The sequence below is a fragment of the Microbulbifer salipaludis genome (assembly GCF_017303155.1).
GTDB classification, from domain to species: Bacteria; Pseudomonadota; Gammaproteobacteria; order Pseudomonadales; family Cellvibrionaceae; genus Microbulbifer; species Microbulbifer salipaludis.
The window spans coordinates 236610-260073 of record NZ_JAEKJR010000003.1 but is presented as its reverse complement, the minus strand read 5'-3'; the positions used below and the strand labels follow the sequence as shown (position 1 = coordinate 260073).

The window sequence follows — 23464 nt, the reverse complement described above, 5'->3', positions numbered from 1 at the left end:
ATTCAGGAGCCTAACCAGGGAGTCATTATGTCGGACGAGCGTTATACCCCACCCAGAGTCTGGAAGTGGGACTCCGAAAGCGGCGGCCAGTTCGCCAATATCAATCGCCCCATTGCCGGCCCTACCCACGACAAAGACCTGCCGGTGGGCAAGCACCCCATGCAGCTGTATTCCCTCGCTACCCCCAACGGGGTCAAAGTCACCCTCATGCTCGAGGAGCTGCTGGCGCTGGGCTTTGAGGGGGCCGAATACGATGCGCATCTGATCCGCATTACCGAGGGGGATCAGTTCGGTAGTGGTTTTGTCGATATCAATCCCAACTCCAAAATTCCCGCGCTGGTGGACCACAGCACCAATCCGCCGATTCGCGTATTTGAGTCGGGTTCCATCCTGCTGTACCTGGCAGAAAAATTCGGGGCGTTTCTACCGCACACCCCGCAACAGCGCACCGAAACCCTCAACTGGTTGTTCTGGCAGATGGGCGCCGCGCCCTATCTCGGCGGCGGGTTCGGCCACTTCTACGCCTACGCGCCGGAAAAATACCAGTACCCCATCAACCGCTTCACCATGGAAGTAAAGCGCCAGCTGGATGTGCTCGATCGCCAGCTCGCGGAGCATCCGTTTGTTGCGGGCAAGGAATACACCATTGCCGACATGGCGATCTGGCCCTGGTACGGTGCGGTGGTAAAAAACAAGGCCTACGATGCGGCGGAGTTTCTGGAAGCCCACACCTATAAACACGTAAACCGCTGGGTCGACGAGATCGGCGAGCGCCCTGCGGCCAAGCGGGGAGCTATGGTGAATCGGACCTGGGGTGATCCCGCCGGGCAGCTGCATGAACGGCACGACGCCAGCGATTTTGAGCTGCGTACACAGGAAAAAATCGGCGATGAAAATGGCGAGTAGCCTTTGAGGTTCCTGGTGTCGAGGGCGGGCAACGGCCCGCCTTCGATACCGGTTACTCAGTAGGTTTTGTAGGGCAGGAACTTGCCAGACATCACCATGTGTACTCGATCCCCTTTTGGATCTTCCTCGCGCTGGATATCCATGGAAAAGTCGATGGCGCTCATGATGCCATCGCCAAACTCTTCGTGAATCAATTCTTTGATCGTGCTGCCGTACACATTCACCAGTTCATACAGGCGGTAGATGAGCGGGTCGGTGGGTACGGCAGTGGGCAGTGAGCCTTTGTAGGGCGCTATCTGCAACCAGGCTGTGGCTTCGTCGTTCAGGTCAAACAGCTCCCCGACCACGTCGGCCTGGGCTTTGGTCAGAGTCATCTGCCCGAGACAGGCGGCGGTGGTCCACTCCTTGGATTGGCCGATGGCATCGGCGACCTGACTCCATTTAAGCGCTTTACGCACTTTGGCGGTGAGAATCATTGCGGTGACTTGTTCGCGGTTACTGATCATGGGTTGCTCCTGTCTGGGGTCGAACGGTTGGGGGAATGTGTGTTTAGGTGGTTGTGCCGATCAGGTTCAGCAGGTACACGATGATCAGCAGCAGAATGCCGCTGACCGACTGCCAGAAACGCACCGGGTAGCGTTCCATCAACGGCGGGCGCGTGGCATGGATGTATTCCGGGTTCGGGTACCGCAGCTCGCGCACAAACTCGGAAAGAGCCTCGTGGCGTCGCAGCGGGTTTATGTGCAGTGCCTTTTTCAGGGCGGCATCGATCCACGCGGGAATTGCCCGGGTTTCGTTCAGTACACTGCGGTAGCCCAATTTATGTTGTGCGGCCTGAGTGGTGCAGCGGGCCACCCGGGTGCCGTAGGGAAATTCGCCGGATAGCAGGTGATAGGTCAGCACCGCCAGAGAAAAAAGGTCCGAGCGGGGGCTGCCCAGGTCACCAAGAAAATACTCCGGTGCGCTGTACAGGGCCGTACCGAGAATCTGCGCGCCGGTTTCCCCTGCGGTTGCCGCATCACTCTCTGGATGATTCACCCGGTAACTTGCCGCAATACCGCTGACCCGGGCCGAGCCCAGATCGATCAGGGTGACGGTGCCTGCGGGACTGATCATGAGGTTTTCCGGTCGCACATCCTGGTGCAGGATTTCCGCCCGGTGCAGTGCCTGCAGGCCCTTGGCCACCTGTTCCACGATGCCGCGCACGGTTTCCAGATCCGGGTTGGGGTGATCGGTCATCCACTGGCGCAGGTTCTGACCGTCCACCAGTTCCATCGCGGTATACAGATAGTGGCGGGGGCGATGGGTGGCGGCTGCGCGTACCACGTGCACGCTGTTCACGCGGCGGGCGACCCACTCTTCCATCAGCAGCCGTTCGAGGTAAGCGGGATCGTCCGACAGGTCGATGGACGGGGTTTTCAGTACCACACGGGTATCGCTCGCCTGGTCGTACGCCAGGTAGACGTGGCTTCGGCTACTGGCATGTATCTCGCGCTCAATGCGGTAGCCGTCGAACAGGTCGCCGCTTTTCAGTAGCGGCGGGAGCGGCAGTTTTTCGATCGGTTCGATCAATTGTGGCGTGGCATCGGGCAGTCCGGTGATGCGCACGAGTTGCACCGTCAGGTTATCCGTACTGCCGTTGGCCAGGGCTGTGTCGACCAGGGTCCTCGCGATATCGCTCAGGTCGCTATCGCGCCGCTTGAGATGTCCGGCCAGCTCAGCCTGCGCAAGGGATTCGTGCACGCCATCGGTGGTAAGAATAAACACGTCACCCACGGCCAGTGTCAGCCGTTGGTAATCGGCCTCTATGTGCGGTGTAACCCCGAGGGCACGGCTGAGATAGCTGCGGCCTTCTCCCACCCATTGGCGGTGGTCATGGGTGAGTTGTTCCAGCGACCCGCGGCGCAGCCGGTAAATGCGCGAGTCACCAACATGAAACAGGTGGGCTTCCATACCCCTGAAGATTGCCCCGCTGAAGGTACACACATAGCCTTTGTCTTTATCGTATCGGTAGGGGCTTTGCCGGGTCTGGCCATAGAGCCAGGCATTGGTGGCTTTCAATACCTGTGTCACAGAGCTTTGTACGCTCCAGCCGTCGGACGTGCAGTAGTAGTCGTCGAGAAAACTTTTTACCGCAGTCTCGCTGGCAATGGCGCTGACCGCGCTTGAGCTGATGCCATCGGCGATCGCAAAGGCGGCGCCTTTCAGTTCCAGTGGCGGCCCAGACGGAACCCGGCTGCCGCAGCTATCCTGGTTTTCCGCTTTGAGGCCGGCGCTGCTGTACTGGCCGATGTCGAGCTGCAGAGTGTTGTTCATAGAATAAAAGAGCCCCGCCGGTGCGTAATGGTGTTCACTTAAGCCTTTTGGTGGCGGTGCCGCACCCGGCATCGCCACCTTCGCCCGTGGCTGTGTTACGTGAACACCACTACCGCAGGAGCGGGTCTTGTAGGCTGTGTTCAGGCGAGCGCCGGGTTTGTGTCCGCCGCGGTCAGCTGGCGTTTCGGTGCGGTTTTGTAGTGTGTGCTGTACAGGGTCAGGCCGGTAAACGCGAGACCGCCAACGAGGTTGCCCAGTGCAGTGGGGATTTCGTTCCAGATCAGATAATCCATCACCGAAAAGTCGCCGCCCATCATGATTGCGGTGGGGAACAGGAACATGTTCACCACGGAGTGCTCGAAGGCCATAAAGAAGAACAGCATGATCGGCATCCACATGGCGATCACCTTGCCGCTGACGTTGGTCGATACCATCGCCCCAACCACGCCCATAGATACCATCCAGTTACACAGCATGCCGCGCACGAAGATGGTGAACCAGCCAGCGGCTCCGTACTCGGCGTAGCCGAGAGTACGCGCTTCACCGATGGAGGAAAGCTTGGCACCCACCGCACCCGGCTCGGTGTTAAAGCCCATGGTAAACACAAAGGCCATCATCACCGCGACCGTGAGTGCGCCGGCAAAGTTGCCCACGAAAACCAGCCCCCAGTTGCGCAGGATTCCGGCCCAGGTAACGCCCGGTCGCTTGTCGAGCCAGGCCAGCGGCGCAAGCACGAACACACCGGTGAGCAGATCGAAGCCCATCAGGTAGAGCATACAGAAGCCCACCGGGAACAGGATTGACCCGACAAGGTGCGAGCCTGTGGTCACCGCCACGGTTACCGCGAACACCGCAGCCAGTGCCAGGATGGCACCCGCCATATAAGCGCGTACCAGGGTGTCGCGGGTGGACATGTAAATTTTGGATTCCCCCGCGTCGACCATTTTGGTCACGAATTCGTTGGGAACGAGATAAGCCATAGTTGTCACCTTTGAAAGTTTGAGAGCCGGTTGGCCATCTGTGTTGGAAATGGGTGTCTGCGCTAACGGCGTGTTGTCCACAACAACTTTTCCCGGGCACAAAAAAAGCGCCCACACAGACCAGCCGTAGCCGGAACGTGATGGACGCCTTTATCCAGAATATTTTTATTGCATGGGCCAAAGCCCAGCAGGTTTCGCACAACCTGTTGCGCGAGAAGCCTACGCTTAGGCTTGAAGCAAGTTCGGTGCCAACGTCGGCGGATGATTAAAAAATCGGGTGAAATCCATTGTTTTGGAAGGCAGGTGCCGCAGCGCCGCTCACATAATGCGCGATTGTGGTGCGAGCGGTCACGGCATGGTGTGTTTCGGGGCGTGCAATTAGCCGCTGGGGTGCGCAAAGTTTGACTGATGTCTCACCAGAAAACCGTTCAACAATGGAATATTTATTGCTCGTTAATACTTCATAACACCATCGCCGGCGCCCAGCCCGCGGATTATTACTCTTTGTTAAAAGTGCCTCTATGCCCAATCACAGTGAAGACGCAGAAAAATTCCTGCTCGCCGCCAAGCGTTCCGAGATCCAGGCGTTGGAGCGACTGGCGAGTAGTTGTGAACTGGTGACCACCGTATCGGACCTGGTTCACCAGCTGCAGCGGGAGCGCGGTATCAGCAATATCTACCTGGTGTCCTCCGGGCATCGGTTCGCCGCACTGCGCATGGAGCAGATCCGGGAAGGTACATGCAGTGCGGACACCTTCCGCCAGTTACTGCATGATCAGTATCTACAGGGCGACCGCTGCAGCAGTCCGCGAGATATGCGCCTGTTGAACAGCATCGCCTATTCACTGCATGGCCTGGATGAGCTTGAAGAGCTGCGACGTCACATCGACGCATTTGAGGTGAACGCCCTGGCATCCACGGATGCTTACTGCCGATTGATTGCCGGGTTGCTCTCGGTGGTGTTTGAGGCCGCCGACGTGGCAGATGACCCGGAGGTAACCCGGTTGCTGGTGGCGCTGTTCAATTTTATGCAGGCCAAGGAGTTCGCGGGGCAGGAGCGGGCCTGGGGTGCCATCGGTTTTGCCGGTAGCCGGTTCGACGAAAAGCTGCATTTGCGTCTTGAACAATTACAGGACTGCCAGCGGCGCAGCCTAGAAGTCTTTCTGGAGTTCGCCGGAGAGAGCGAAGAATCCAGCTGGCAGGAAATTATGCACAGTGAGGCATCGCGGGATTTGAATCGTCTGCGCCGGGTGATTGCAGGGCTGAAAAACGGCGAGCCCATTTCCCCCGAGGTAAGCGAAGTCTGGTATCAGCTGGCCACCACGCGTATTGATGCCATGCACGGTGTCGAAGATGCGATGGCCGCCCGCCTGTTGCAGGTGAGCCGTCAGCGGGTGGCCGATGCACAATCGGAGCTGGGTCATCATCGCGCGCAACTGCAGAAAATGAAATCCTCTGACTGGGGGCGCGTACCGGCGCTGGCGGTTTTGTTCGATCCGGAAGTGCCCGGGCTCTACGGCCGCGCGGAGGCGGCAGCAGTGCCAACACTGCACGGCCAGAATCTGACGCACTCCCTGTACGATCTGATCCGTTCGCAGGTGGCGCATATTCAAAAGGTGAACGAGGAGTTGGAAGAAACCCGTCGGGCGCTGACGGAGCGCAAGTTGATTGAGCGGGCCAAGGGCGTACTGATGCGCAACCTGCGCCTGAGTGAAGACGATGCCTATCGAACCATGCAGCAGCGAGCGATGGAAATGAATCTCAGGCTGGCGGACGTGGCGCAAAAAATTATTGAAATCGGAAACCAGCGCAGTGCCGCGAAGCCCGGTGGCGGCAGTGCGCGGCCCAGATCCACAACGGGAGATGGCAAACCGGTTTGAACCGAATCCCGCTGGCGAGACAGTGCTGGCGGTCAGAATGCCCGCAGTGTCAGGTACCAGTTGATCAGTGTATGTGGCGCGGGGGTATTAAAGAAACGCTGCAGAACATAGCCGCCCGCAAATGCAAGGCCCATGGCGACGGGCAAAGGAACTCTTCGGGTTTGCGTCAGTGCCTGGACACGCTGCTGCTCCAGAAGGGACACCGCACTTTCGCGCTGCAAGTCCATTTCCTCCCGGCAGTGTTTAATCTGTCTGTTTAAAGAGCGCAGTGACATCGTTCAGTGCCTCATTGACCTGTTTTTTACTTTCTTCAAAGCCGAGTAACCCGCGCAGGCGGTTGATCGACAACAGCAAGCCGGAAAAAACCAGCAACTGTGATAGGAAGAAAATCCCGAAACCCAGATAGATGGACTGGAAGAAATAATAACCGAGCAATCCCAAGCCTGCGCACAGGCTCACGATCAACGCAACGGCGAGAAAAAATAGGAACAGCAGTAATACGACGATGCGCTTTCCGGCGCTTAGGGTGCGCTGGAACTCCAGTTGCACAAGGCGGGTGAAATTCTCTGACCAGGCGGTAGCCAGTGTCATGGTCGCCTCGGCCCGTTGAACGAGGGCATCGATTTCGGTCTTTATGCCAGAGATCGACTCACCGGCACCCGCGTCTTTCTCAGCATAGTGTGCCCGGCCGCTGGTGTCGGCAGCCGGGTCAGGGGATTGCTGAACGCCTTCCTTGCTCGTGGTCGATGCAGCGTCGCTGTTAGCGGTATCCTGTCTCTGTTCCGGTTTTTCTGATCCGGCCATGCAGTAATCCCCAGAATCGCCAGCAAGTTATACAGTTTGCCTGTTCAGGCATGCGGCCTGAACAGATAGAGCCTCGTTGTTTCTTCGTTACTTCAAGGTTGTTGCAAAGTTGCTTCAAGGTTATTTCAAGATTTTCGCAATGAGCCAGCCGGCGGCAAAGGCGCAGCCCACACTGACCAGCGGATGGGCCTTGATGGAGCTTTCTGCGCGCTCTGCCACATCGTGGGCGCGTTGCTTACTGTGTTCTACACCGGCCTGGGTGCGCGCTTTCACCTGATCGGCGGTTTCACGAGCACGTGACTTGACCTGATCTGCCGTTTCACGAGCGCGGGTTTTTACCTGCTCCGCGGTATCGTGCGCGGCCTCGCCGGCCAGGTTATAGGCTTGACTCAATTTATCGCGAGTTGAATGTGTGCCACTGTTGGGCATTTTTGCAGATGCCATGACGTTCTCCTCTGATAGTCAGGTTGAGCGCGAAGGATAGGCTTGTGGCGGGGGCGTTGGGAGAGAAAAATCACCGATAAAAATAATCGGTCTTAGCGAGTCACGCGATAGATCGAACAGGCGTGAACAGGGCGGGTTTTCGGTTTATCAAGCCCCGGACTACCCGGTCCCGCATGCACAGTTCTGCTCCGCGGAAGAGAGTTCTGCACCGCGCACGACAGTTTCACACCTCCTACCAGGGGCAGTCCCAGGGGCAGTCCGGGGCTTTTTATATGGAAAACTGTTGGGTGATATTGTCGACCACACCGTCGAGCAGTCTCTGGCGGCTCTCACGGCTGATCCACGCGTTATGGGGCGTGATAATTAGGTTGGGGATGTCGTCGGCCAGCAGCGGGTGATCGGCGGGCGGCGGCTCTACGCTCAACACATCGAGGGCCGCGCCGGCAATGTCACCGCTGCGCAACGCGGCAAGCAGGGCTTTCTCATCCACCAGCCCGCCGCGGGCGGTGTTGATCAGAAACGCGGTAGGTTTCATGGCTGCGAGAAAGGCCGCGTCTACCATCTGGTCGGTGGCTGGCGTTAGCGGACAGTGCAGGCTTACCACATCCGACTCTGCCAGCAGTTGGCCGAGGGGTACCCGCCCTGCTTTTTGCGCCCCGCTGAAGGACTCGGCAACCAGCACGTCCATGCCCAGCGCCTGCCCCAGCTGTGCGACCTTCTGCCCGAGATCGCCGTAGCCGATGATACCTAGTTTTTTTCCCGCCAGTTCGATTACCGGATAATCAAGGCGGCAGAATACGGGCGATGCGGCCCAGCTGCCATTGCGTACGTCCGCGTGATACTGGTGCCAGCGGGTAGCGAGGGCGAGGATCAGGGCGAGGGTATGTTGCGCGAGGGATGCGCCGGTATAGCCGGTGACATTTTTGACCGGGATATTTTTTTCCGCGGCGGCGTCCAGGTCGATGTTGTTGGTGCCGGTGGCGCAGACGCAGATCAGTTTCAGGTTTGGGGCACTTTCAATCAACTGCCGGTCGAGCACCACCTTGTTGGTGATCACCACGTCCACGTTGGCAATACGCTCTGCGGTCTGCTCGGGCGAGGTGGTTTCAAAAAAATCCCATTGATCGAGCGCGTTTTCCAGAGCGGCCGTATCCAGCTCCTCCAGTTTCATCGTCAGCGTATCCAGAAAAACCCCACGCATTTCCAATATCCTTTTTAATTTAATGAAGTTGAAGCCAGGGCCCCCAGGGGGCACGTTCTGCGGAACGATTGCCGATGAGGCTGTGGAGCTGAAGGCGACCGCTGAGGGCCGCCCGGAACTTCAAACAAAGCCCCGGGCGCGAGCTGGATTTACATCACCCGCATACCCGGCTGCGCACCGGCGTGTGGCTCCAGAATCCAGAGGTCTTTGCCCCCCGGGCCCGCCGCCAGCACCATGCCTTCACTGACACCAAAGCGCATCTTGCGCGGCGCCAGGTTGGCCACCATCACCGTGTGCTTGCCGATCAGGTCTTCCGGGCTGTAGGCGCTCTTGATGCCGGCAAATACATTGCGGGTTTCGCCACCCAGGTCCAGGGTCAGGCGCAGCAGCTTGCCGGCACCTTCCACATGCTCCGCATTGGCAATGAGCGCAATGCGCAGGTCGACCTTGGCAAAATCGTCGAACTGAATCTGCTCTGCCAGTGGATCGTCCGCTAGCGGGCCGCTCGCCGCCTTCGCTTCTGCCTGCAGCTGTGCGAGGGATTCCTTCGCCGCTTCCTGCATCGCTTCCACCTGGGGCTTTTCCACACGCTGCATCAGCGGCTTGAACTTGTTGATGGTGTGGCCGGCCAGCGGTGTCACGGCGGCGTTCCAGTCCAGCGCCACGCCGAGGAATTCCTCGGCTTTTTTTGCGGTTTCCGGCAGTACCGGTGCCAGCCAGGTCATCAGCGCGCGGAACATGTTCACGCCCTGGGAGCAGATCGCCAGCACTTCCGCTTCCTTGCCTTCTTCCTTCGCCAGCGACCAGGGTGCTTTGTCGGCGATCCAGGCATTGGCGGCATCGGCCAGTGCCATGATTTCGCGGGTTGCGCGGCTGTATTCGCGCGCTTCAAAGAATTCGGTGATACGCGGCGCGGCTTCCACAAACTGGTTCCACAGTGCGGCGTCGGCCAGCTCGCTGGCCAGATTACCGCCGGATTTACTCACAAACTTAGCGGTGCGCGAGGCGATGTTGACCACTTTGCCCACCAGGTCCGAATTCACCTTGGCGATGAAGTCGTCCAGGTTCAGGTCCAGGTCGTCGACACCGGCGGTGAGTTTGGCGGCAAAGTAGTAGCGCAGGTATTCCGGGCTCAGGTGGTCGAGGTAGTTGCGCGCATTGATGAAGGTGCCGCGGGACTTGGACATCTTCTTGCCATTCACGGTCAGGAAGCCGTGCACACACACCTTGCTGGGGGTGCGGAAGTCGGCGGAGTCGAGCATCGCCGGCCAGAACAGGGCGTGGAAGTTGACGATGTCCTTGCCGATAAAATGATACACCTCGGCGCTGCTGTCTTTCTTCCAGTATTCCTGCCAGTCGAGGCCTTTCTCATCGCAGTAATTTTTCAGGCTCGCCATATAGCCGATGGGTGCGTCCAGCCACACGTAAAAATACTTGCCCGGGGCATCGGGGATTTCGAAGCCGAAGTAGGGGGCATCGCGGGAGATGTCCCACTCCTGCAGCCCCTCGTCCAGCCACTCGGCGAGCTTGTTCGCCACTTCATTCTGCAGGTGGCCAGCGCGGGTCCACTGCTTCAGGAAATCGGTGAAGGCCGGCAGGGTAAAGAAGAAATGCTCGGACTCTTTCTCCACCGGTGTGGCGCCGGAGATGACGGAGACCGGGTTGATCAGTTCGGTGGGGCTGTAGGTCGCGCCACAGGCTTCACAGTTGTCGCCGTACTGGTCTTCTGTTTTACATTTCGGGCAGGTGCCCTTGATGTAGCGGTCGGCGAGGAACAGTTCCTTCTCGGGGTCGAACGCCTGGGTAATGGTGCGCGAGGCGATGTGCCCGTTGTCGCGCAGGCGCTTGTAGATCATCGCCGACAGTTCGCGGTTCTCTTCCGAGTGGGTGGAGTGATAGTTATCCACACCGATCAGGAAGTCGTTGAAGTCCCGCTGGTGCTCGGCCTGCATATTGGCAATGTGCTGTTCCGCGGTCAGGCCCAGTTGTTCGGCTTTCAGCATGATGGCGGTGCCGTGCGCATCGTCGGCGCACATGTACAGGCACTGGTTACCCTGCGCGCGCTGGAAGCGGGCCCAGATATCCGTCTGGATATACTCGAGGATATGGCCCAGATGCAGGGAGCCATTGGCATAGGGCAGGGCGCTGGTGACGAGGATGTTTCTGGGCTGGGTGCGAGTCTGAGACATCGTTGATTCCAAAAGCTGCGAGACTGGATTGTCCAAGTAGTTCGGGGGCGCTTGCCGGTGCCGGGGGCGACCGGAAAAGAGCGCGGAATATAGCAGAAATGGGCCCTGCAAGGCACCCGCGATGGGCCGTATCACCCTTGTGTTGGCTGCGTACCTTGCCCACAATGCCGCCGCAAACCCACGCGGGAAATCCCTTCCCGCCAGCCAGCAGCGAGGATCGCAGTGTGACCGACCATCAGCATGAACATGACCACGAGGATATTCCCGCAGACGTCCAGGCTCAGCTGGAGCGCGTAGCGGAGGTAATCGGGGCGCTTGAGGATCCTGCCACCGGGCTGCCGCTGGATCAGCTGGAGGCCGATATTGAGGTGGGCTTTGACGACGGCACCCTGTTCACCGGTGTGACCCTGGGTTACCCCTGCGCGAGTCAGCAGGATGCCTGGGCCCAGCGCATCCATAGCGCCTGTGCGCCGCTGCTCGCCGACGGCCCGCTCAAGGGGGCGTCGATCCAGAGTGATCTGTATTTCGATATCGGCCGTACAGAGTTCGGTGAGGGTGTCGAGGCCCTGCGCGCGGTAAAGAACATCATCGCGGTCGCTTCCGGTAAAGGAGGCGTAGGCAAGTCCACCACGGCGGTGAATCTGGCACTGGCGCTGGCGGCAGAGGGCGCTTCCGTGGGCCTGCTGGACGCAGACATTTATGGTCCCAGCCTGCCCACCATGCTGGGCACCGAAGGGCTGCGGCCCGAGGTGCAGGGCGGCAAGTTCTTTGTACCGATACCGGCGCAGGGATTGCAGACCATGTCGCTTGGCTATCTGCTCACCGAGAGCACCCCGGCGGTGTGGCGCGGGCCCATGGCCAGTGGTGCGCTGAACCAGATGCTGACCCAGACACTGTGGGGGCAGGGCAGTGAAGACGGCGAGCTGGATTATCTCGTTGTAGACATGCCCCCGGGCACCGGTGACATCCAGCTGACGCTGGCGCAGAAGGTGACTCTGGCCGGTGCGGTGATCGTGACCACACCCCAGGACCTGGCGCTGGTGGATGCGATCAAGGGCGTGGAGATGTTCCGCAAGGTCTCGGTGCCGGTGCTGGGCATCGTGGAAAACATGGCGCTGCACACCTGCTCGCAGTGCGGTCATCGGGAACCCATTTTTGGCGCCGGCGGTGGGGAAAAGATTGCGCGGGATTATCAGACCCAGTTGCTGGGGCAGCTGCCCCTGGCGATGTCCATTCGCGAACAGGTAGACAGCGGTCAGCCGACGGTGTCGCAAGACCCAGAGGGCGAGGTGGCCGGCCTTTACATGGCGATTGCACGAAAAGCCGCGGCACAGGCGTGGCTGTGCGGGGAAGAAGACGCGGTGCCGGACATCGAGAATGTGTGACGCTGGCGCCTTAAATCACTTGTTATGCCCTAATGGGGGCATAGTTTTCGTTGTTAGTAGGGTTTTTAATTGACCGGTAGGCATGCTAGGGCGAAATCGTTGGCGGTTCGGGAGATAGACAGTTGAGCTTTCAAATTCGATACGATGCGCCAAACCGCGTAGTGCGGGCGGTATTCTTTGATGAGGTATCCATCGAGCAGAAAATGGCGGCGGCGCGGCAGGTGGCGGAGAAGTATGGCCACCTGCACCCCCTGTTGTTGGTGGTGGATGTGCGTGAGGCGAAGGTGTTGCTGGATATGCAGCAGCGGCAGGAATTTGGCGTCTACGCCGCCACCCTGCCGGGCCTCAGTCATGCGCACATCGCGGTATTACACGCCCCGCACCACAATGCCAACGTCGGGATCGACCAAGCGGCTACTGCCAAAGGCCTGCGGGTGGTGGAGTTCGTTACCGAGCACTCTGCGCTGGAGTGGCTTGCCAGCAGGGAGCCCTGAGTGCCGGGCTCCCTTTATATCGCCTATATCGCCTATATCGCCAGTATTCAACCGGTTACCTGAGACTTCCTTTTCGCCTGCTCCGCCTGCTGGCGGCGCAGCGCTCGCTTTTGCTCCCGGCGGGCCAGGGTAGAGGCCTTGGCGTCGTGCCCGAGATGGTCTTCGCCCCGCGCCTTCGCCAGTTGAATCTGCTTTTCGCGCTCGCGGAAGCGGGCCTTGTCTGCCTCTGATACGGAATCAAAGCAGTGTGGGCAGCTGACGCCCTGTTCAAACTGCGCAGACTGCATCTCTTCGTCAGTGACCGGCATCCGGCAGGCATTGCACTGCTGGTAGCTGCCGCGCTCCAGGTCGTGATTCACGGTGACCCGGTCGTCGAACACAAAGCATTCCCCTTTCCACAGTGTGTCTTCCTTGGGCACATCCTCCAGATATTTGAGGATACCGCCCTGCAGGTGGTACACCTCGTCAAATCCCTGCTCTTTCAGGTAGGCGGTGGATTTCTCACAGCGGATGCCGCCGGTGCAGAACATCGCCACCTTCTTGTGCTTTTGCGGATCCAGGTGCTCTTTTACGTACTGGGGGAATTCGCGGAAGCTGGTGGTGTTGGGGTTGACCGCGCGCTCAAAGGTGCCCACCTGGAATTCGTAATCGTTGCGGGTATCGATCAGCAGGACTTCCGGGTCTGAAATCAGCGCGTTCCAGTTTTCCGGCTTCACGTAGGTGCCCACGGTGCGTCGCGGGTCGATGCCCTCGACACCCATGGTGACGATTTCCCGCTTGAGTTTGACCTTGCTGCGCAGGAAGGGCATTTCTGCGGTATAGGATTCCTTGTAGTCCAACTCCGCCAGGCGCGGGTCAGACTTGAGGTAGGCGAGCAGGTTATCAATCCCGCTGCGGCTACCGGCGACGGTGCCGTTGAGCCCCTCGCGGGCCAGCAGCAGGGTGCCGCGCACCTCGTTGTCGAGCAGGGTCTGGAGCAGCGGTTGGCGCAGGGATTCGTAGTCTTCGAGGCTGACAAATTTGTACAGCGCGCAGACCACAACGTCGGTTGCGTGGGTCATGGTGTTGTCCTTTTGCGGGCCGGAGCGTAAATCCGGGGCAGTGGGTAAAAATCGCCGCGCATTCTAACGAAAAATCCCTGTGCTGTCGTACACTTTTTCGACAGCGGAGGGCGCCCCGTGACCCATGATTCAGTGGGCGCGGAAAACTCCGCATTTTCCTTGTCGCCCCGGTTGCCAGCGAGGTTATCCCCATGGCCGAAGAAATCACTCCGCAAGAATCCCCTCTCAGCCGCGCCTACAGCGATGGCAATCACACGCTCAATATCGACATTTATGCCGATGGCGAGGGTGGCTGGTTACTGGAGATTGTTGACGAGAACAACAACACCACGGTGTGGGAGGACGCCTTCGAGACCGAAGAAGAGGCCTTGCAGGAAGCGCTGGATGCACTGAAAGAAGAGGGGTTGGGGGCATTTATTGGCCCTGTGGAGGCCAGCGGCGGCTGGGAAGCGCCCTAGCGTCGGTGACCCGGTGCGGCAAGTACGTTTACAAATAAACAGCGCTGCCCGCTGCAGGTTTCGAATGGCCTGCTAAGGTTATACATAGAAGGGAATCGCGACAGTGTAACAGCACTACCCAATCGCGGCGCCGCCAACGGGCAGCAAGGAATGTTGCCTTGGCGGTGCCAACTGATCGCGGTCACCGGGCCGCCACAGTTGCAGATGTATAAAGTGTGGTTGCTCTGCATGAAAAATTTCCTTCCCATTCTCGCTATTCCCCTGTTGTGCTTTTCCTCCGCCATGCCGGCGCAGTCGGGCATTTCGCTGACGCTGTCGGATGATCGGGTGATCGATGTGGATCTCGCCGAGGCCAAGTTGATCTCGGAGTTGAACGGCTACGCGATCATTGCCGGGCGAACCTGCATCGACTGCGATGAAAACACCGCAATTTTTCTTGAGCGTATCGTCGACCGGGGCGCTGAACCCGAGCGCGCGCGGCCGGAGGGTGAAGAACCGCCGGAGCCTGAGGAGTTCGCGCGGCTTGAACAGGACGATGTTGCGGGAAGCACCGCCGCGCAACGGGATCAATCCCAGGCAGAGCTGGAGGGCAGCGAAGACGGTGTGACAGACGTCGACCTTTCCGGCGAGCGCTTTACCTATCCGGGCACCTATCGGGATTACCTCACCAAAGAGCTGGTGGAAAAGACCCGCATGTTTTATGGCAATTGCCATGAAAGTTCACCGGCGCTGTTGTGGCTGAGTGAATACCGCACGGACAAAGGTTGGGAAAAGGAAGAGTATCTGTTGGTGTTTCGCGATGAGGGCATTGAACACCGCTACAATCAGGCGCGCCAGCCGAGCATGTTAAATATCGACAACGAGGATTGTCGCGAGCTGAAGGGCGTGGAGACCACCACGGAACCGTGAGTGGTGTGCTTTTCCTGCAAGCAACAAAAAACCCCGCACAGGCGGGGTTTTTGTATTCATGCAGCCTGGGTCTGCCCGCGTGCGCAGGGCGTCCCCGGGCAGCGGCGACCTATTTCTTGTCGTGGTGCCAGATGATTTTCAACTTCTTCTTGCCCCACTTGCGGGCCTTCTTGATATCTTCTTCCATCCACACATCAATGCGCTTGGTGTAGCGTTTGTTCATCCGGTCGCGCACGGTGTAGGTGCCGGGCAAGCCTTCGATCTTCACTTTGGCGCCGTTGGTCAGGCCGTGCTTTTCCAGGTCGCGGGAGACTGCGATGATCTTGTCACCGGGGCGCAGGCGGTTGTTCCAGGCCGCGGTCCAGGGGTCGTCATCGGTCTGGCCTTCAACAGAGTTGTAGGCGGTCGCGGTGACGGTCATGGACTTCTTTTTCTTCGCAGGCTCCTTTTTGATCGCGGCAAAGGCGTCGCCACCGGCCAGTGCCGAGAGTGACGCTGCGAGTACAATCACGTACTTTTTAAGACTCTGTCGCATAGTGTTCAGTACCTCCGAAAGCGCTTCAGTCGCAGATGGGTTACATCTGCCGGGCCTCCAAGTTGATTTCTTCATAAGTGATCAATAATTGATCAGGGCTGGCCATATTAAAGATCCACAGCGGGTAATCAATCTTTGCGGCGGAGAGTGGTGAATCCTGCACAGCGTTTTCGTTTAGTTTTCCTTTGAGGTCTATTAGGGCGCGTATTGACTGAAATTAAGGAAAAATACCCATTTTGTTCGTCGGGGCGGTCCCAAAGAGTTACTTAACGGGTCGTCTGCGGGTACGGGGTTGCCAATCCCGGGGCGTCACTGACAGCGATGCCATCTGGGATTGGTGGATTTTTGTACGCTTCGGGCACGGTGACCCGCTATCCTGTGGAACAAAATTTTTTTCGACTTATTTGCGACTGTCGGTCCAAAGTCACACTGATTTTTGATGACAGCGTTATAGCCGGAACACTCATCACAAGAAACGGCGTAAATCGAAAGAATCAGCCTGTATTTGGCCGATGGGGAAGCGGTAAGGCGGGGGGTTTTTCCAATCGGGCGGATCGGGCAAGCGGAAGACTGTTCCGGCGTGCTGGCGGGGGCGGCCGGAATCCCGGCCCATCGCCAGCGTTGCTCAGATGGCGGTATTGCCCACCGGGCGCGAAGGGTTGACCATTTCCCGCAGGGCCGTCAGGTACGCCTGGTCTTCTTCCAGATCCGCAAAGCCATGGCGCCGGTCCAGCGCTACCGCCTGTTCGAGCCACTCAATGGCCTCTTCCAGATTGCCCTGCCACTCGCACACCTGACCGATGTTGAAGGCGGTAATGGCGAGGTTTTGCCAGTCTTCTTCGCGGCGCAGTGCGTCGATGGCACTGCGGTAGAGCAGATAGGCATTGCGCAGCATGGCGGCGCGTTTGGTGGGGTTGTCTTGCAGGGCCGAGTGCTGGTGGTAGGTGTGGGCGATGGCCGAGCGCACCCGCGCAGCGGAGTGTTCGAAGGGCAGCCCGGGGGACGATTCAATGTAGCCGAGCACCGCCTCAAACTGGCTGCGGGCCAGGGGGTAGAGATCTGGCTGCTGTCCGCCGAGGGCGTTCAGGATGATGCCGTAGCGGTAGCGCAGCTGGTTCTGGCGGTGGGGCTCGGCGGCGAGGCCGGCGATGGCGCGCTCGTACAGTGGCAGCGCCTCGTCGTAGTTACCCTCAAGGGCCAGCTCTTCCGCTTGCAGGATAAGCGGCGAGGCGTCGATGTCGGCGCCTGCCACCTGGGCGTGCGTGATAGCGGGGGATGCAAGGCAGATTGCCAGCCCCAGCGGGGCGAGCAGGCGGCCTCGGCGGAATGGTCGCAGGCGCAACATGGTCAGTCCATCTCAGGGTTCGCCGCGGCCTGAAACCGCGGCGAACAAGTTAGTGATTACTGACAGTAAACCCCGAATCTTCGATCTGCGCCAGTAGTGCCTGCAACGGATGGCGCAAATTGACCTCTGCGAAGCGCTTGCTCTGGCAGCGACAGGAGTAGCCGGTGGCCAGTGTGGCGCTGGTATCGCCCTGCAGCTTGGGGGCCCAGGACTGCTGGAAGATCACCCGCGAGGTTTCCTTGTTGGCGGTTTCATGGCCGTAGGTGCCCGCCATGCCGCAGCAGCCCGCCGCCTGGGTCTCCAGCTCCATCCCCAGTGCGCGGAAGACCTCCTGCCATTGGCGCGCGGCGCCGGCGGCGTTGGATTGCTCGGTGCAGTGGGGCAGCAGGGTAAAGCGCCGGCTCTGGAGACGATTGCGGTTGCTGGCCAGGTGCTCGGTGTGCTGTGCCAGCCACTCCTGCAACAGCTGTACCTGCGGGGCTTTGTCTCCCAGCAGCTTCTGGTATTCCCCGCGGTAGGTCATGGTCATGGAGGGGTCGATGCCCACCAGCGGCACCCCGCACTCTGCCAGGCTGTTGAGCATGGCACTGTTGCCGGCGGCGGCCTGGGAAAACTGGCGCAGGAAGCCGTGCACATGCAGTGGCTTGCCGTTGGCGCGATAGGGCGCTACCAGCGGATTGAAATCGAGCAGCTTGAGCAGGCGCAGGGTGTCCGCCACCACGTCGGCATCGAAGTAGCTGGTGAAGGCATCCTGTACGATCACCACCGCCTTGGCGCGCTGTGCCGGCCCCATGGCGCGCAGGGATTCCCGGCTGGCGTAGGGAGCCCCCAGCTCCTGCATGGCCTGGTCGAGGCGCGTGGCAGACAGCTTGGGCGAGTCCGTCAGCCCCAGGCCGCGTTCCATCAGCCAGCGCACGGGCTTGAGCCCCAGCGGCCAGTTGTACAGCTGCGGTACCCGCGCCAGGTGCGGCATCATGAATTCCAGGCCGCCCACAAAGTAGTCCTTGAGCGGGCGCAGATAACGGCTGTAATAGAGTTCGAGGAACTTGGCGCGGAACGTGGGTACATCCACCTTGATCGGGCACTGGCCTGCGCAGGATTTGCACGCCAGGCACGCCTGCATGGACGCATTCACCTCGTGGCTGAAGTCGTATTCACCGCGGGCGCGCGCCAGGGAGTTCTTGATGCGCCCCGGCAGCCCGATCAGGAACGACTGTTCGCGACTTTTGCGCGCCACCACCTCCGGGTCCACCGAGCGCTCCGCCAGCAGCCGCAACCACTCGCGAATCAGCGAGGCGCGGCCTTTGGGTGAGTGGATGCGGTCGCGGGTGCCCTTGTAGGAGGGGCACATGGCGTCGTCCGGATTCCAGTTGAAACAGGCACCATTGCCGTTGCAGTAGACCCCTTCCGAGTACCCCTCCCACACCTGTACCGGAATCTGCCGGTCGTGCTCGCCGCGGGTGGGGACCTCGTCAATCTTGAGCAGGCCGGAGGCGGCGCTGGGGGTGGCGATCTTGCCGGGGTTCAGCTGGTTGCGGGGGTCGAAAGCCGCTTTGATTTTCTGCAGCTCCGGATATAGCTCGCCGAAGAAGGCCGGTGCGAACTCCGAGCGCACCCCCTTGCCGTGTTCACCCCACAACAGGCCGTTGTACTTCTGCGCCAGCGCCACCACTTGCTCGGTGATGACCCGCACCTGTCTGGCCTGCTCGGGGTCTTTCATGTCGATGGCCGGGCGCACATGCAGTACGCCGGCGTCCACATGGCCAAACATGCCGTAGTCGAACCCGGCCGCATCCAGCGCCGCGCGAAACTCGCGGATGAACTCGGCGAGGTTTTCCGGGGGAACCGCGCAGTCTTCCACAAACGGAATGGGGCGCTGCTCGCCCTCGACATTGCCCAGCAGTCCGACGGCGCGCTTGCGCATACCCCAGATTTTGTTGACCTCACTGTGACCGCGGGCAATGGTGTAGCCGAAGCTCTTGCCGGGCTGGCCGATCCGGCCGTCCACATGATCGGTGAATCGCTTCAGCGCTTCGTCCAAAGCCTCTTCGGAGTCCGCGGTGTACTCCACCAAGTTGATGCCCTTGACCGGGCGCTCGTCCTGGGGGAAGAACGCGCTGACGCTGTCCCACACGATGTCGCCCATGGCCAGCTGCAGCACCTTGCTGTCCACGGTTTCGATGGACGTCGGCCCCGCCCTCATCAGGTCGGTGGCGTCCTTGAGCGCGTCCTGGAAATGATCGTAATTCAGGTTCACCAGTGCGGCGCAGCGGGGGATTTTCAGCACGTTGAGCTTGGCTTCGGCGATAAACCCCAGGGTGCCCTCCGAGCCACACAGAATATTGTTGAGGTTGAAGCGGCCATCCTTGCCCGGGTCCCGGTCGCGGATGTGCGCCAGGTCGTAGCCGGTGAGACAGCGATTCAGTTTGGGGAACTTGGCTTCGATCAGAGCGCGTTTATCGCGCTCGACGCTGTCGGTCACCCGGTGGACGCGGCCGGCGCGACTGTCCCGATGGGTAATGTTTTCCAGCTCGCCGTCGTCGATCGCGTGGGAGTGCCACAGTTCCCCCCCCATCAGCACGGTCTTCAGCTCCAGCACATGGTCGCGGGTTTTGCCATACAGGCAGGAGCCCTGGCCGGAGGCGTCGGTGTTGATCATGCCGCCAATGGTGGCGCGGTTACTGGTGGACAGCTCTGGGGCGAAAAACAGTCCGTGTGGCTTGAGCGCAGCGTTCAACTGATCCTTTACTACCCCGGTTTGCACGCGCACCCATCCCTCTTCGGCGTTGATTTCGAGGATGCGGTTCATGTGGCGGGAGAGGTCCACCACGATGCCATCGGTCAGCGACTGGCCGTTGGTGCCAGTGCCGCCGCCGCGGGGCGACAGTACCACCTTGTGGAACTCCTCGCGGTCCGCCAAAGACAGCAGCAGCTGGAGGTCGTGAATATCCCGCGGGTACACCACCGCCTGCGGCAGTACCTGGTAAATGGAGTTGTCGGTGGAGAGCACCGTACGGCTGGCATAGCTCGGGCTCGCATCCCCGTGGAAGCCTGCCTGCTTGAGCGCATGCAGGAACTGCAGGTAAAGCGCCTGTACATCGTTGATTTCGCGCAGTGCTGGAATCATTCCGGGCCCCGGGATCTGGTAAGACTTGGTGCGTACCCAAGGGGTACTTGGGCAACGCGGACTCGCATTTTAGCGGCGGTGGCGTGCTGCGCAACAATTACCGGGAAAGTGGTTTCCCTGTGGAGGATTGTTGCGGGGTTGTTAGGGGGTTGTTGCGAGATGGTCGCCCGGTCTTTTCGGGTCATCCGCGGTGTCGCCTGTGTCGTAGAGTACACTGTGGAAAGTAAACGCATACCTGCCCGAGATAGAGTATTGATGAAGACAGAACGATTGCCGCGAAAAATACCGGTAGGCATCAGCCAGTGTGCCATGGGCGATCCAGTCCGCTTTAACGGTGGACACAAACACAGCAAGGTCTGTACCGGACTGCTGGCGCAGTGTTTCGAGTATGTGCCCCTGTGTCCGGAGGTGGCCATTGGCATGGGGGTGCCGCGCAAACCCATCCACCTGCTGGTAGAGAAAGCCAGTGCCCCGGTGGACGCGGTGCGTGTCATCGGCGTGGATGACCCCGAGGTGGATGTGACTGGCCCACTGCGTGACTACGCGGACTCGGTGGTGCCCGAGCTGGAGCGGGTGCGCGGCTATATCTTTATGCAGAACTCCCCCAGCTGCGGTCTGTACGGGGTGCGCCGCTATCTGGCCAATGGACACGGCATCGACAGTGAAGGTGTGGGTGTTTTTGCCCGGCGCTTGCAGCAGCAGTTCCCGCACCTGCCGATGGAGGAAGTGGGGCGCCTGAACAACAGTGAACTGCGCGAGAACTTCCTGACCCGGGTGTTCACCTATGATGCCTGGTTCCGCTGTGTCGAAGGGCAGGATGACCAGCCGCCGGAGCGCATGCTGGACGACGGCAATGAGGCCGATGCCGACAAGCCGCGCTCGCTGATTGCCCGCGTGATCGAGTTTTACACCGCCTATAAATACCTGCTGTTGGCCCACAGCCAGGACAAAACCCGTGCCCTGGGTCGCTATCTGGCGGACGCCAAAACCATCCCGGAGGACGAGCTGCGGTTCGAAGTGCGTGGGCGGATCATGGACATTCTTTCCCGTCCGGCCTCGCGCAAAGATAAAACCAACGCCCTGATGCACAGCGCGGGTCACCTGAGTGAGTTTCTCGACAAGCGCGAGAAGGCCGAGCTCAAGGAGCTGATCGAGGAGTACCGGCTCGGGCGCAAGCCCATGTCGGCGGTGTTGACCCTGCTGCGCCACTTTTTACCGCGCAGCCCCCACAGCTTTATCCACAGTCAGGTACTGCTGGCGGCAGAGCCCGCGGAGCTTGGTCTGTGTGAATTCCACTGAGCTGATGTATGTCTGAAAAAGTCTACGAACGCGGGCTGGTGTGGCTGCGCAACGACCTGCGCATGGCGGATAACACGGCCCTGTATCGCGCGGCCAGGGGTTGCAAAGCCCTGGCCGCTTTCTTTATTGCCTGTCCGGAAACCTGGCGCAGCCATGGCGATGGAGACAACGTGGTCGCCATGCGCCTGCGCAGCCTTCGCCAGTTGCAGTCGGCGCTGGCGAAAAAGCAGATACCCCTGTATTTCATCGAGCTTGCGCAGTTTGCCGATGTACCCGCGGCACTGGCGCAGATTGTGGAAAAACTGCAGGTGGACGCGCTGTACGCCAATGCCGAGTACCCGGTGAATGAGCTGGCGCGGGACCAGGCAGTGCGGCAACACCTGAAAGCTCAGGGAGTGCCGGTAGAGTATTCCACTGACCGTACCCTGGTGCCGCCCGGCAGCCTCACCACCGGCAGTGGCGATGGTTTCAAGGTGTTCACCCCGTTCAAACGCGCGTTCATTGCCCAGCATGACAATAGCGGGGAAGCGTTCTCGCCCCTGCCGGCACCCCGTGCGCTGGGTGCCGATCACGAGGCGCAGTGGCCCGAATGGATTGCGGTGGACGGCCCGAACAACCTGGTGCGCACGATACCTGACACCGTCGGCGACTACGGCGTGGCCCCCGGCGGTGAAAAGCAGGTGCTGGATTGGACCGCGGGGGAGGCGGCGGGCGCGCGCCTGCTGGCGGCCTTTGCCGACAAGGTGGATGACTACGATCGCCTGCGGGACTTTCCCGCGCAGGAGAATACCTCGCGGCTGTCGCCGTATCTGAACTGCGGTGCGGTGTCCGTGCGGCAGTGTGTGAAGATGGCGCTGGAGGCAAACGGCGGCCGCTGGGTGGGTGCCAGTGACGGCGCGAACACCTGGCTGAGTGAACTGCTGTGGCGGGAGTTCTACCAGCATCTGGTGGTCAACTTTCCCCGGGTGTGTCGCAACAAACCGTTCAAGCCGGAAACGGAGAAGGTGCCCTGGTCGAACCGGGAAGAGGACTTCAAGCGCTGGTGCGAGGGGCGGACCGGGGTGCCCATCGTCGATGCCGCCATGCGCCAGCTCAATCAGACCGGCTGGATGCACAATCGCCTGCGCATGGTGGTGGCCTCCTTTCTGACCAAGAATCTGCTCACCGACTGGCGCAAAGGCGAGCGTTACTTCATGCAGCAGCTGGTGGATGCGGACTTTGCCGCCAACAACGGCGGCTGGCAGTGGGCCGCCTCTACCGGCACCGATGCGGCGCCGTACTTTCGCGTATTCAATCCTTACAGCCAGTCCAAGCGTTATGATGCGGAAGGGGCGTTTATTCGCCAATACGTGCCGGAGCTGGCTTCGCTGTCAGACCGGGACATTCACTGCCCGCCGCAGGACCTGTTCTCCGAGGAAAACTACCCGCCGCCCATCTGCGATGTGACCGACTCCCGCAAACGGGCAATCGAGGTGTTTGCTAACTTGAAGTCTTAGCAGTCCTCTGATTTATTCAGTATTCGGGCTTGCCCCGAAGTGACGCGCTCGTGGTACAGAGTCTTTCTGATAATTGAGTCGCCAATGAATTATAAAAAACTGGCCAATTTCACCCTGTTTGTCGCCGGATGGTGGATGGCCCTGTTGTATGGCAATGCGCTGGCATTAATTGCACTGTTTGTTGTGGTAATGCTGCACTTTGTGATCTGGCGGGATGTCCGGGATATTTTTGTCATTCTCGGATTCATTTTCTGCGGTTTTGCGGTGGAATGGGCGTTTATGGCGAATGGGGTGCAGGAATACCGCTCCAGCCTGCCCCCGGCCTGGGTAATCTGCATCTGGGCCATGCTCGCCACCACCATGCGCTACTCCCTGGCCTGGCTGGTCAATAAACCCCTGTGGGCGGCACTGGTTGGCTTTCTCGTGGCCCCCGCGTTCTACTTCAACAGCGTGCAGTTTGGTCCCGCTGCCTGGGGGCGCCCGGTGTGGGAGTGTCTGCTGGCCATTGCGCTGGTGTGGGGCCTGCTGGCGGCGTTTCTGAGCGGCGTGCTCATTCCCCTGATCGAACAGATGGACGCCACCGAGAGCCGCGCGTCCTGACCTACAGGCAATCCGTCTTATCCAGAAATCCCGCA

21 protein-coding genes are annotated in these 23464 nt (G+C 60.0%); 9 read left to right on the top strand and 12 right to left on the bottom strand.

The features are described from left to right. Positions 1-27: 27 nt before the first annotated feature. A complete protein-coding gene (gene yghU, locus JF535_RS16365; protein ID WP_207004202.1) occupies positions 28-906 on the top strand; it encodes a glutathione-dependent disulfide-bond oxidoreductase in 879 nt (292 codons plus the stop codon). Positions 907-962: 56 nt separating this feature from the next. On the opposite strand, the gene cynS is transcribed toward yghU, so the two are convergent. The 3 genes from cynS to JF535_RS16350 form a co-directional block, all read right to left on the bottom strand. Continuing rightward, on the bottom strand, positions 963-1412 hold the full coding sequence (gene cynS / locus JF535_RS16360; RefSeq protein ID WP_207004201.1) for a cyanase: 450 nt from the start codon (positions 1410-1412) through the stop codon (positions 963-965). A gap of 43 nt (positions 1413-1455) precedes the next feature. Then, complete coding sequence (locus JF535_RS16355; RefSeq protein WP_207004200.1) at positions 1456-3222, bottom strand: bifunctional protein-serine/threonine kinase/phosphatase; 1767 nt, start codon at positions 3220-3222, stop codon at positions 1456-1458. A gap of 140 nt (positions 3223-3362) precedes the next feature. After that, a complete protein-coding gene (locus JF535_RS16350; protein ID WP_207004198.1) occupies positions 3363-4202 on the bottom strand; it encodes a formate/nitrite transporter family protein in 840 nt (279 codons plus the stop codon). 521 nt (positions 4203-4723) lie between these two features. Here JF535_RS16350 and JF535_RS16345 point away from each other — a divergent pair. Continuing rightward, positions 4724-6082, top strand: coding sequence for a nitrate regulatory protein (locus tag JF535_RS16345; RefSeq protein WP_207004197.1), 1359 nt, complete (start codon positions 4724-4726; stop codon positions 6080-6082). A gap of 32 nt (positions 6083-6114) precedes the next feature. Here JF535_RS16345 and JF535_RS16340 read toward each other — a convergent pair whose 3' ends face one another. The 5 genes from JF535_RS16340 to metG form a co-directional block, all read right to left on the bottom strand. Beyond that, positions 6115-6303, bottom strand: a complete 189-nt coding sequence (locus JF535_RS16340) for a hypothetical protein (RefSeq protein WP_207004195.1) — start codon at positions 6301-6303, stop codon at positions 6115-6117. A 22-nt stretch (positions 6304-6325) separates the two neighbouring features. Then, the gene (locus JF535_RS16335) at positions 6326-6886 is read right to left on the bottom strand and encodes a hypothetical protein (RefSeq protein WP_207004193.1); all 561 of its coding nucleotides are present in this window, start codon (positions 6884-6886) and stop codon (positions 6326-6328) included. Positions 6887-7006: 120 nt separating this feature from the next. Beyond that, positions 7007-7330, bottom strand: coding sequence for an ElaB/YgaM/YqjD family protein (locus tag JF535_RS16330; RefSeq protein WP_207004191.1), 324 nt, complete (start codon positions 7328-7330; stop codon positions 7007-7009). Positions 7331-7598: 268 nt separating this feature from the next. Then, the gene (locus JF535_RS16325; RefSeq protein ID WP_207004189.1) at positions 7599-8531 is read right to left on the bottom strand and encodes a D-2-hydroxyacid dehydrogenase; all 933 of its coding nucleotides are present in this window, start codon (positions 8529-8531) and stop codon (positions 7599-7601) included. A 149-nt stretch (positions 8532-8680) separates the two neighbouring features. Continuing rightward, a complete protein-coding gene (gene metG / locus JF535_RS16320) occupies positions 8681-10720 on the bottom strand; it encodes a methionine--tRNA ligase (RefSeq protein WP_207004187.1) in 2040 nt (679 codons plus the stop codon). 224 nt (positions 10721-10944) lie between these two features. On the opposite strand from metG, the gene apbC reads away from it, so the two are divergent. Both apbC and JF535_RS16310 read left to right on the top strand, forming a co-directional pair. Continuing rightward, on the top strand, positions 10945-12105 hold the full coding sequence (gene apbC, locus JF535_RS16315; RefSeq protein ID WP_340674208.1) for an iron-sulfur cluster carrier protein ApbC: 1161 nt from the start codon (positions 10945-10947) through the stop codon (positions 12103-12105). Positions 12106-12227: 122 nt separating this feature from the next. After that, positions 12228-12599 (top strand): hypothetical protein, encoded by a 372-nt coding sequence (locus tag JF535_RS16310; RefSeq protein WP_207004185.1) that lies wholly within the window; start codon positions 12228-12230, stop codon positions 12597-12599. A gap of 47 nt (positions 12600-12646) precedes the next feature. On the opposite strand, the gene trhO is transcribed toward JF535_RS16310, so the two are convergent. Continuing rightward, positions 12647-13660: an oxygen-dependent tRNA uridine(34) hydroxylase TrhO gene (gene trhO, locus JF535_RS16305; RefSeq protein ID WP_207004184.1), complete on the bottom strand. Its 1014-nt coding sequence runs from the start codon at positions 13658-13660 to the stop codon at positions 12647-12649. 191 nt (positions 13661-13851) lie between these two features. Here trhO and JF535_RS16300 point away from each other — a divergent pair, with 191 nt between their 5' ends. Continuing rightward, on the top strand, positions 13852-14118 hold the full coding sequence (locus JF535_RS16300) for a hypothetical protein (protein WP_207004183.1): 267 nt from the start codon (positions 13852-13854) through the stop codon (positions 14116-14118). Between the two features lie 228 nt (positions 14119-14346). Continuing rightward, entirely contained in the window at positions 14347-15027 is a 681-nt protein-coding gene (locus tag JF535_RS16295; protein WP_207004182.1) for a hypothetical protein, read from the top strand. A 109-nt stretch (positions 15028-15136) separates the two neighbouring features. Here the strand turns inward: JF535_RS16295 and JF535_RS16290 are convergent, their stop codons facing one another. From JF535_RS16290 to ydiJ, 3 genes are all read right to left on the bottom strand, one after another. Continuing rightward, on the bottom strand, positions 15137-15562 hold the full coding sequence (locus JF535_RS16290; protein WP_207004180.1) for an RlpA-like double-psi beta-barrel domain-containing protein: 426 nt from the start codon (positions 15560-15562) through the stop codon (positions 15137-15139). Positions 15563-16187: 625 nt separating this feature from the next. Then, on the bottom strand, positions 16188-16907 hold the full coding sequence (locus JF535_RS16285; protein ID WP_207004179.1) for a tetratricopeptide repeat protein: 720 nt from the start codon (positions 16905-16907) through the stop codon (positions 16188-16190). A gap of 49 nt (positions 16908-16956) precedes the next feature. Beyond that, the gene (gene ydiJ, locus JF535_RS16280; protein WP_207004178.1) at positions 16957-20034 is read right to left on the bottom strand and encodes a D-2-hydroxyglutarate dehydrogenase YdiJ; all 3078 of its coding nucleotides are present in this window, start codon (positions 20032-20034) and stop codon (positions 16957-16959) included. A gap of 255 nt (positions 20035-20289) precedes the next feature. On the opposite strand from ydiJ, the gene JF535_RS16275 reads away from it, so the two are divergent. The 3 genes from JF535_RS16275 to JF535_RS16265 all read left to right on the top strand — a co-directional run bounded on the left by JF535_RS16275 (position 20290) and on the right by JF535_RS16265 (position 23429). After that, positions 20290-21333, top strand: a complete 1044-nt coding sequence (locus JF535_RS16275) for a YbgA family protein (RefSeq protein WP_207004177.1) — start codon at positions 20290-20292, stop codon at positions 21331-21333. Positions 21334-21341: 8 nt separating this feature from the next. Then, the gene (locus JF535_RS16270) at positions 21342-22829 is read left to right on the top strand and encodes a cryptochrome/photolyase family protein (RefSeq protein WP_242524063.1); all 1488 of its coding nucleotides are present in this window, start codon (positions 21342-21344) and stop codon (positions 22827-22829) included. A gap of 84 nt (positions 22830-22913) precedes the next feature. Beyond that, positions 22914-23429, top strand: a complete 516-nt coding sequence (locus JF535_RS16265; RefSeq protein WP_207004176.1) for a DUF2878 domain-containing protein — start codon at positions 22914-22916, stop codon at positions 23427-23429. The last annotated feature ends 35 nt before the right edge of the window (positions 23430-23464 follow it).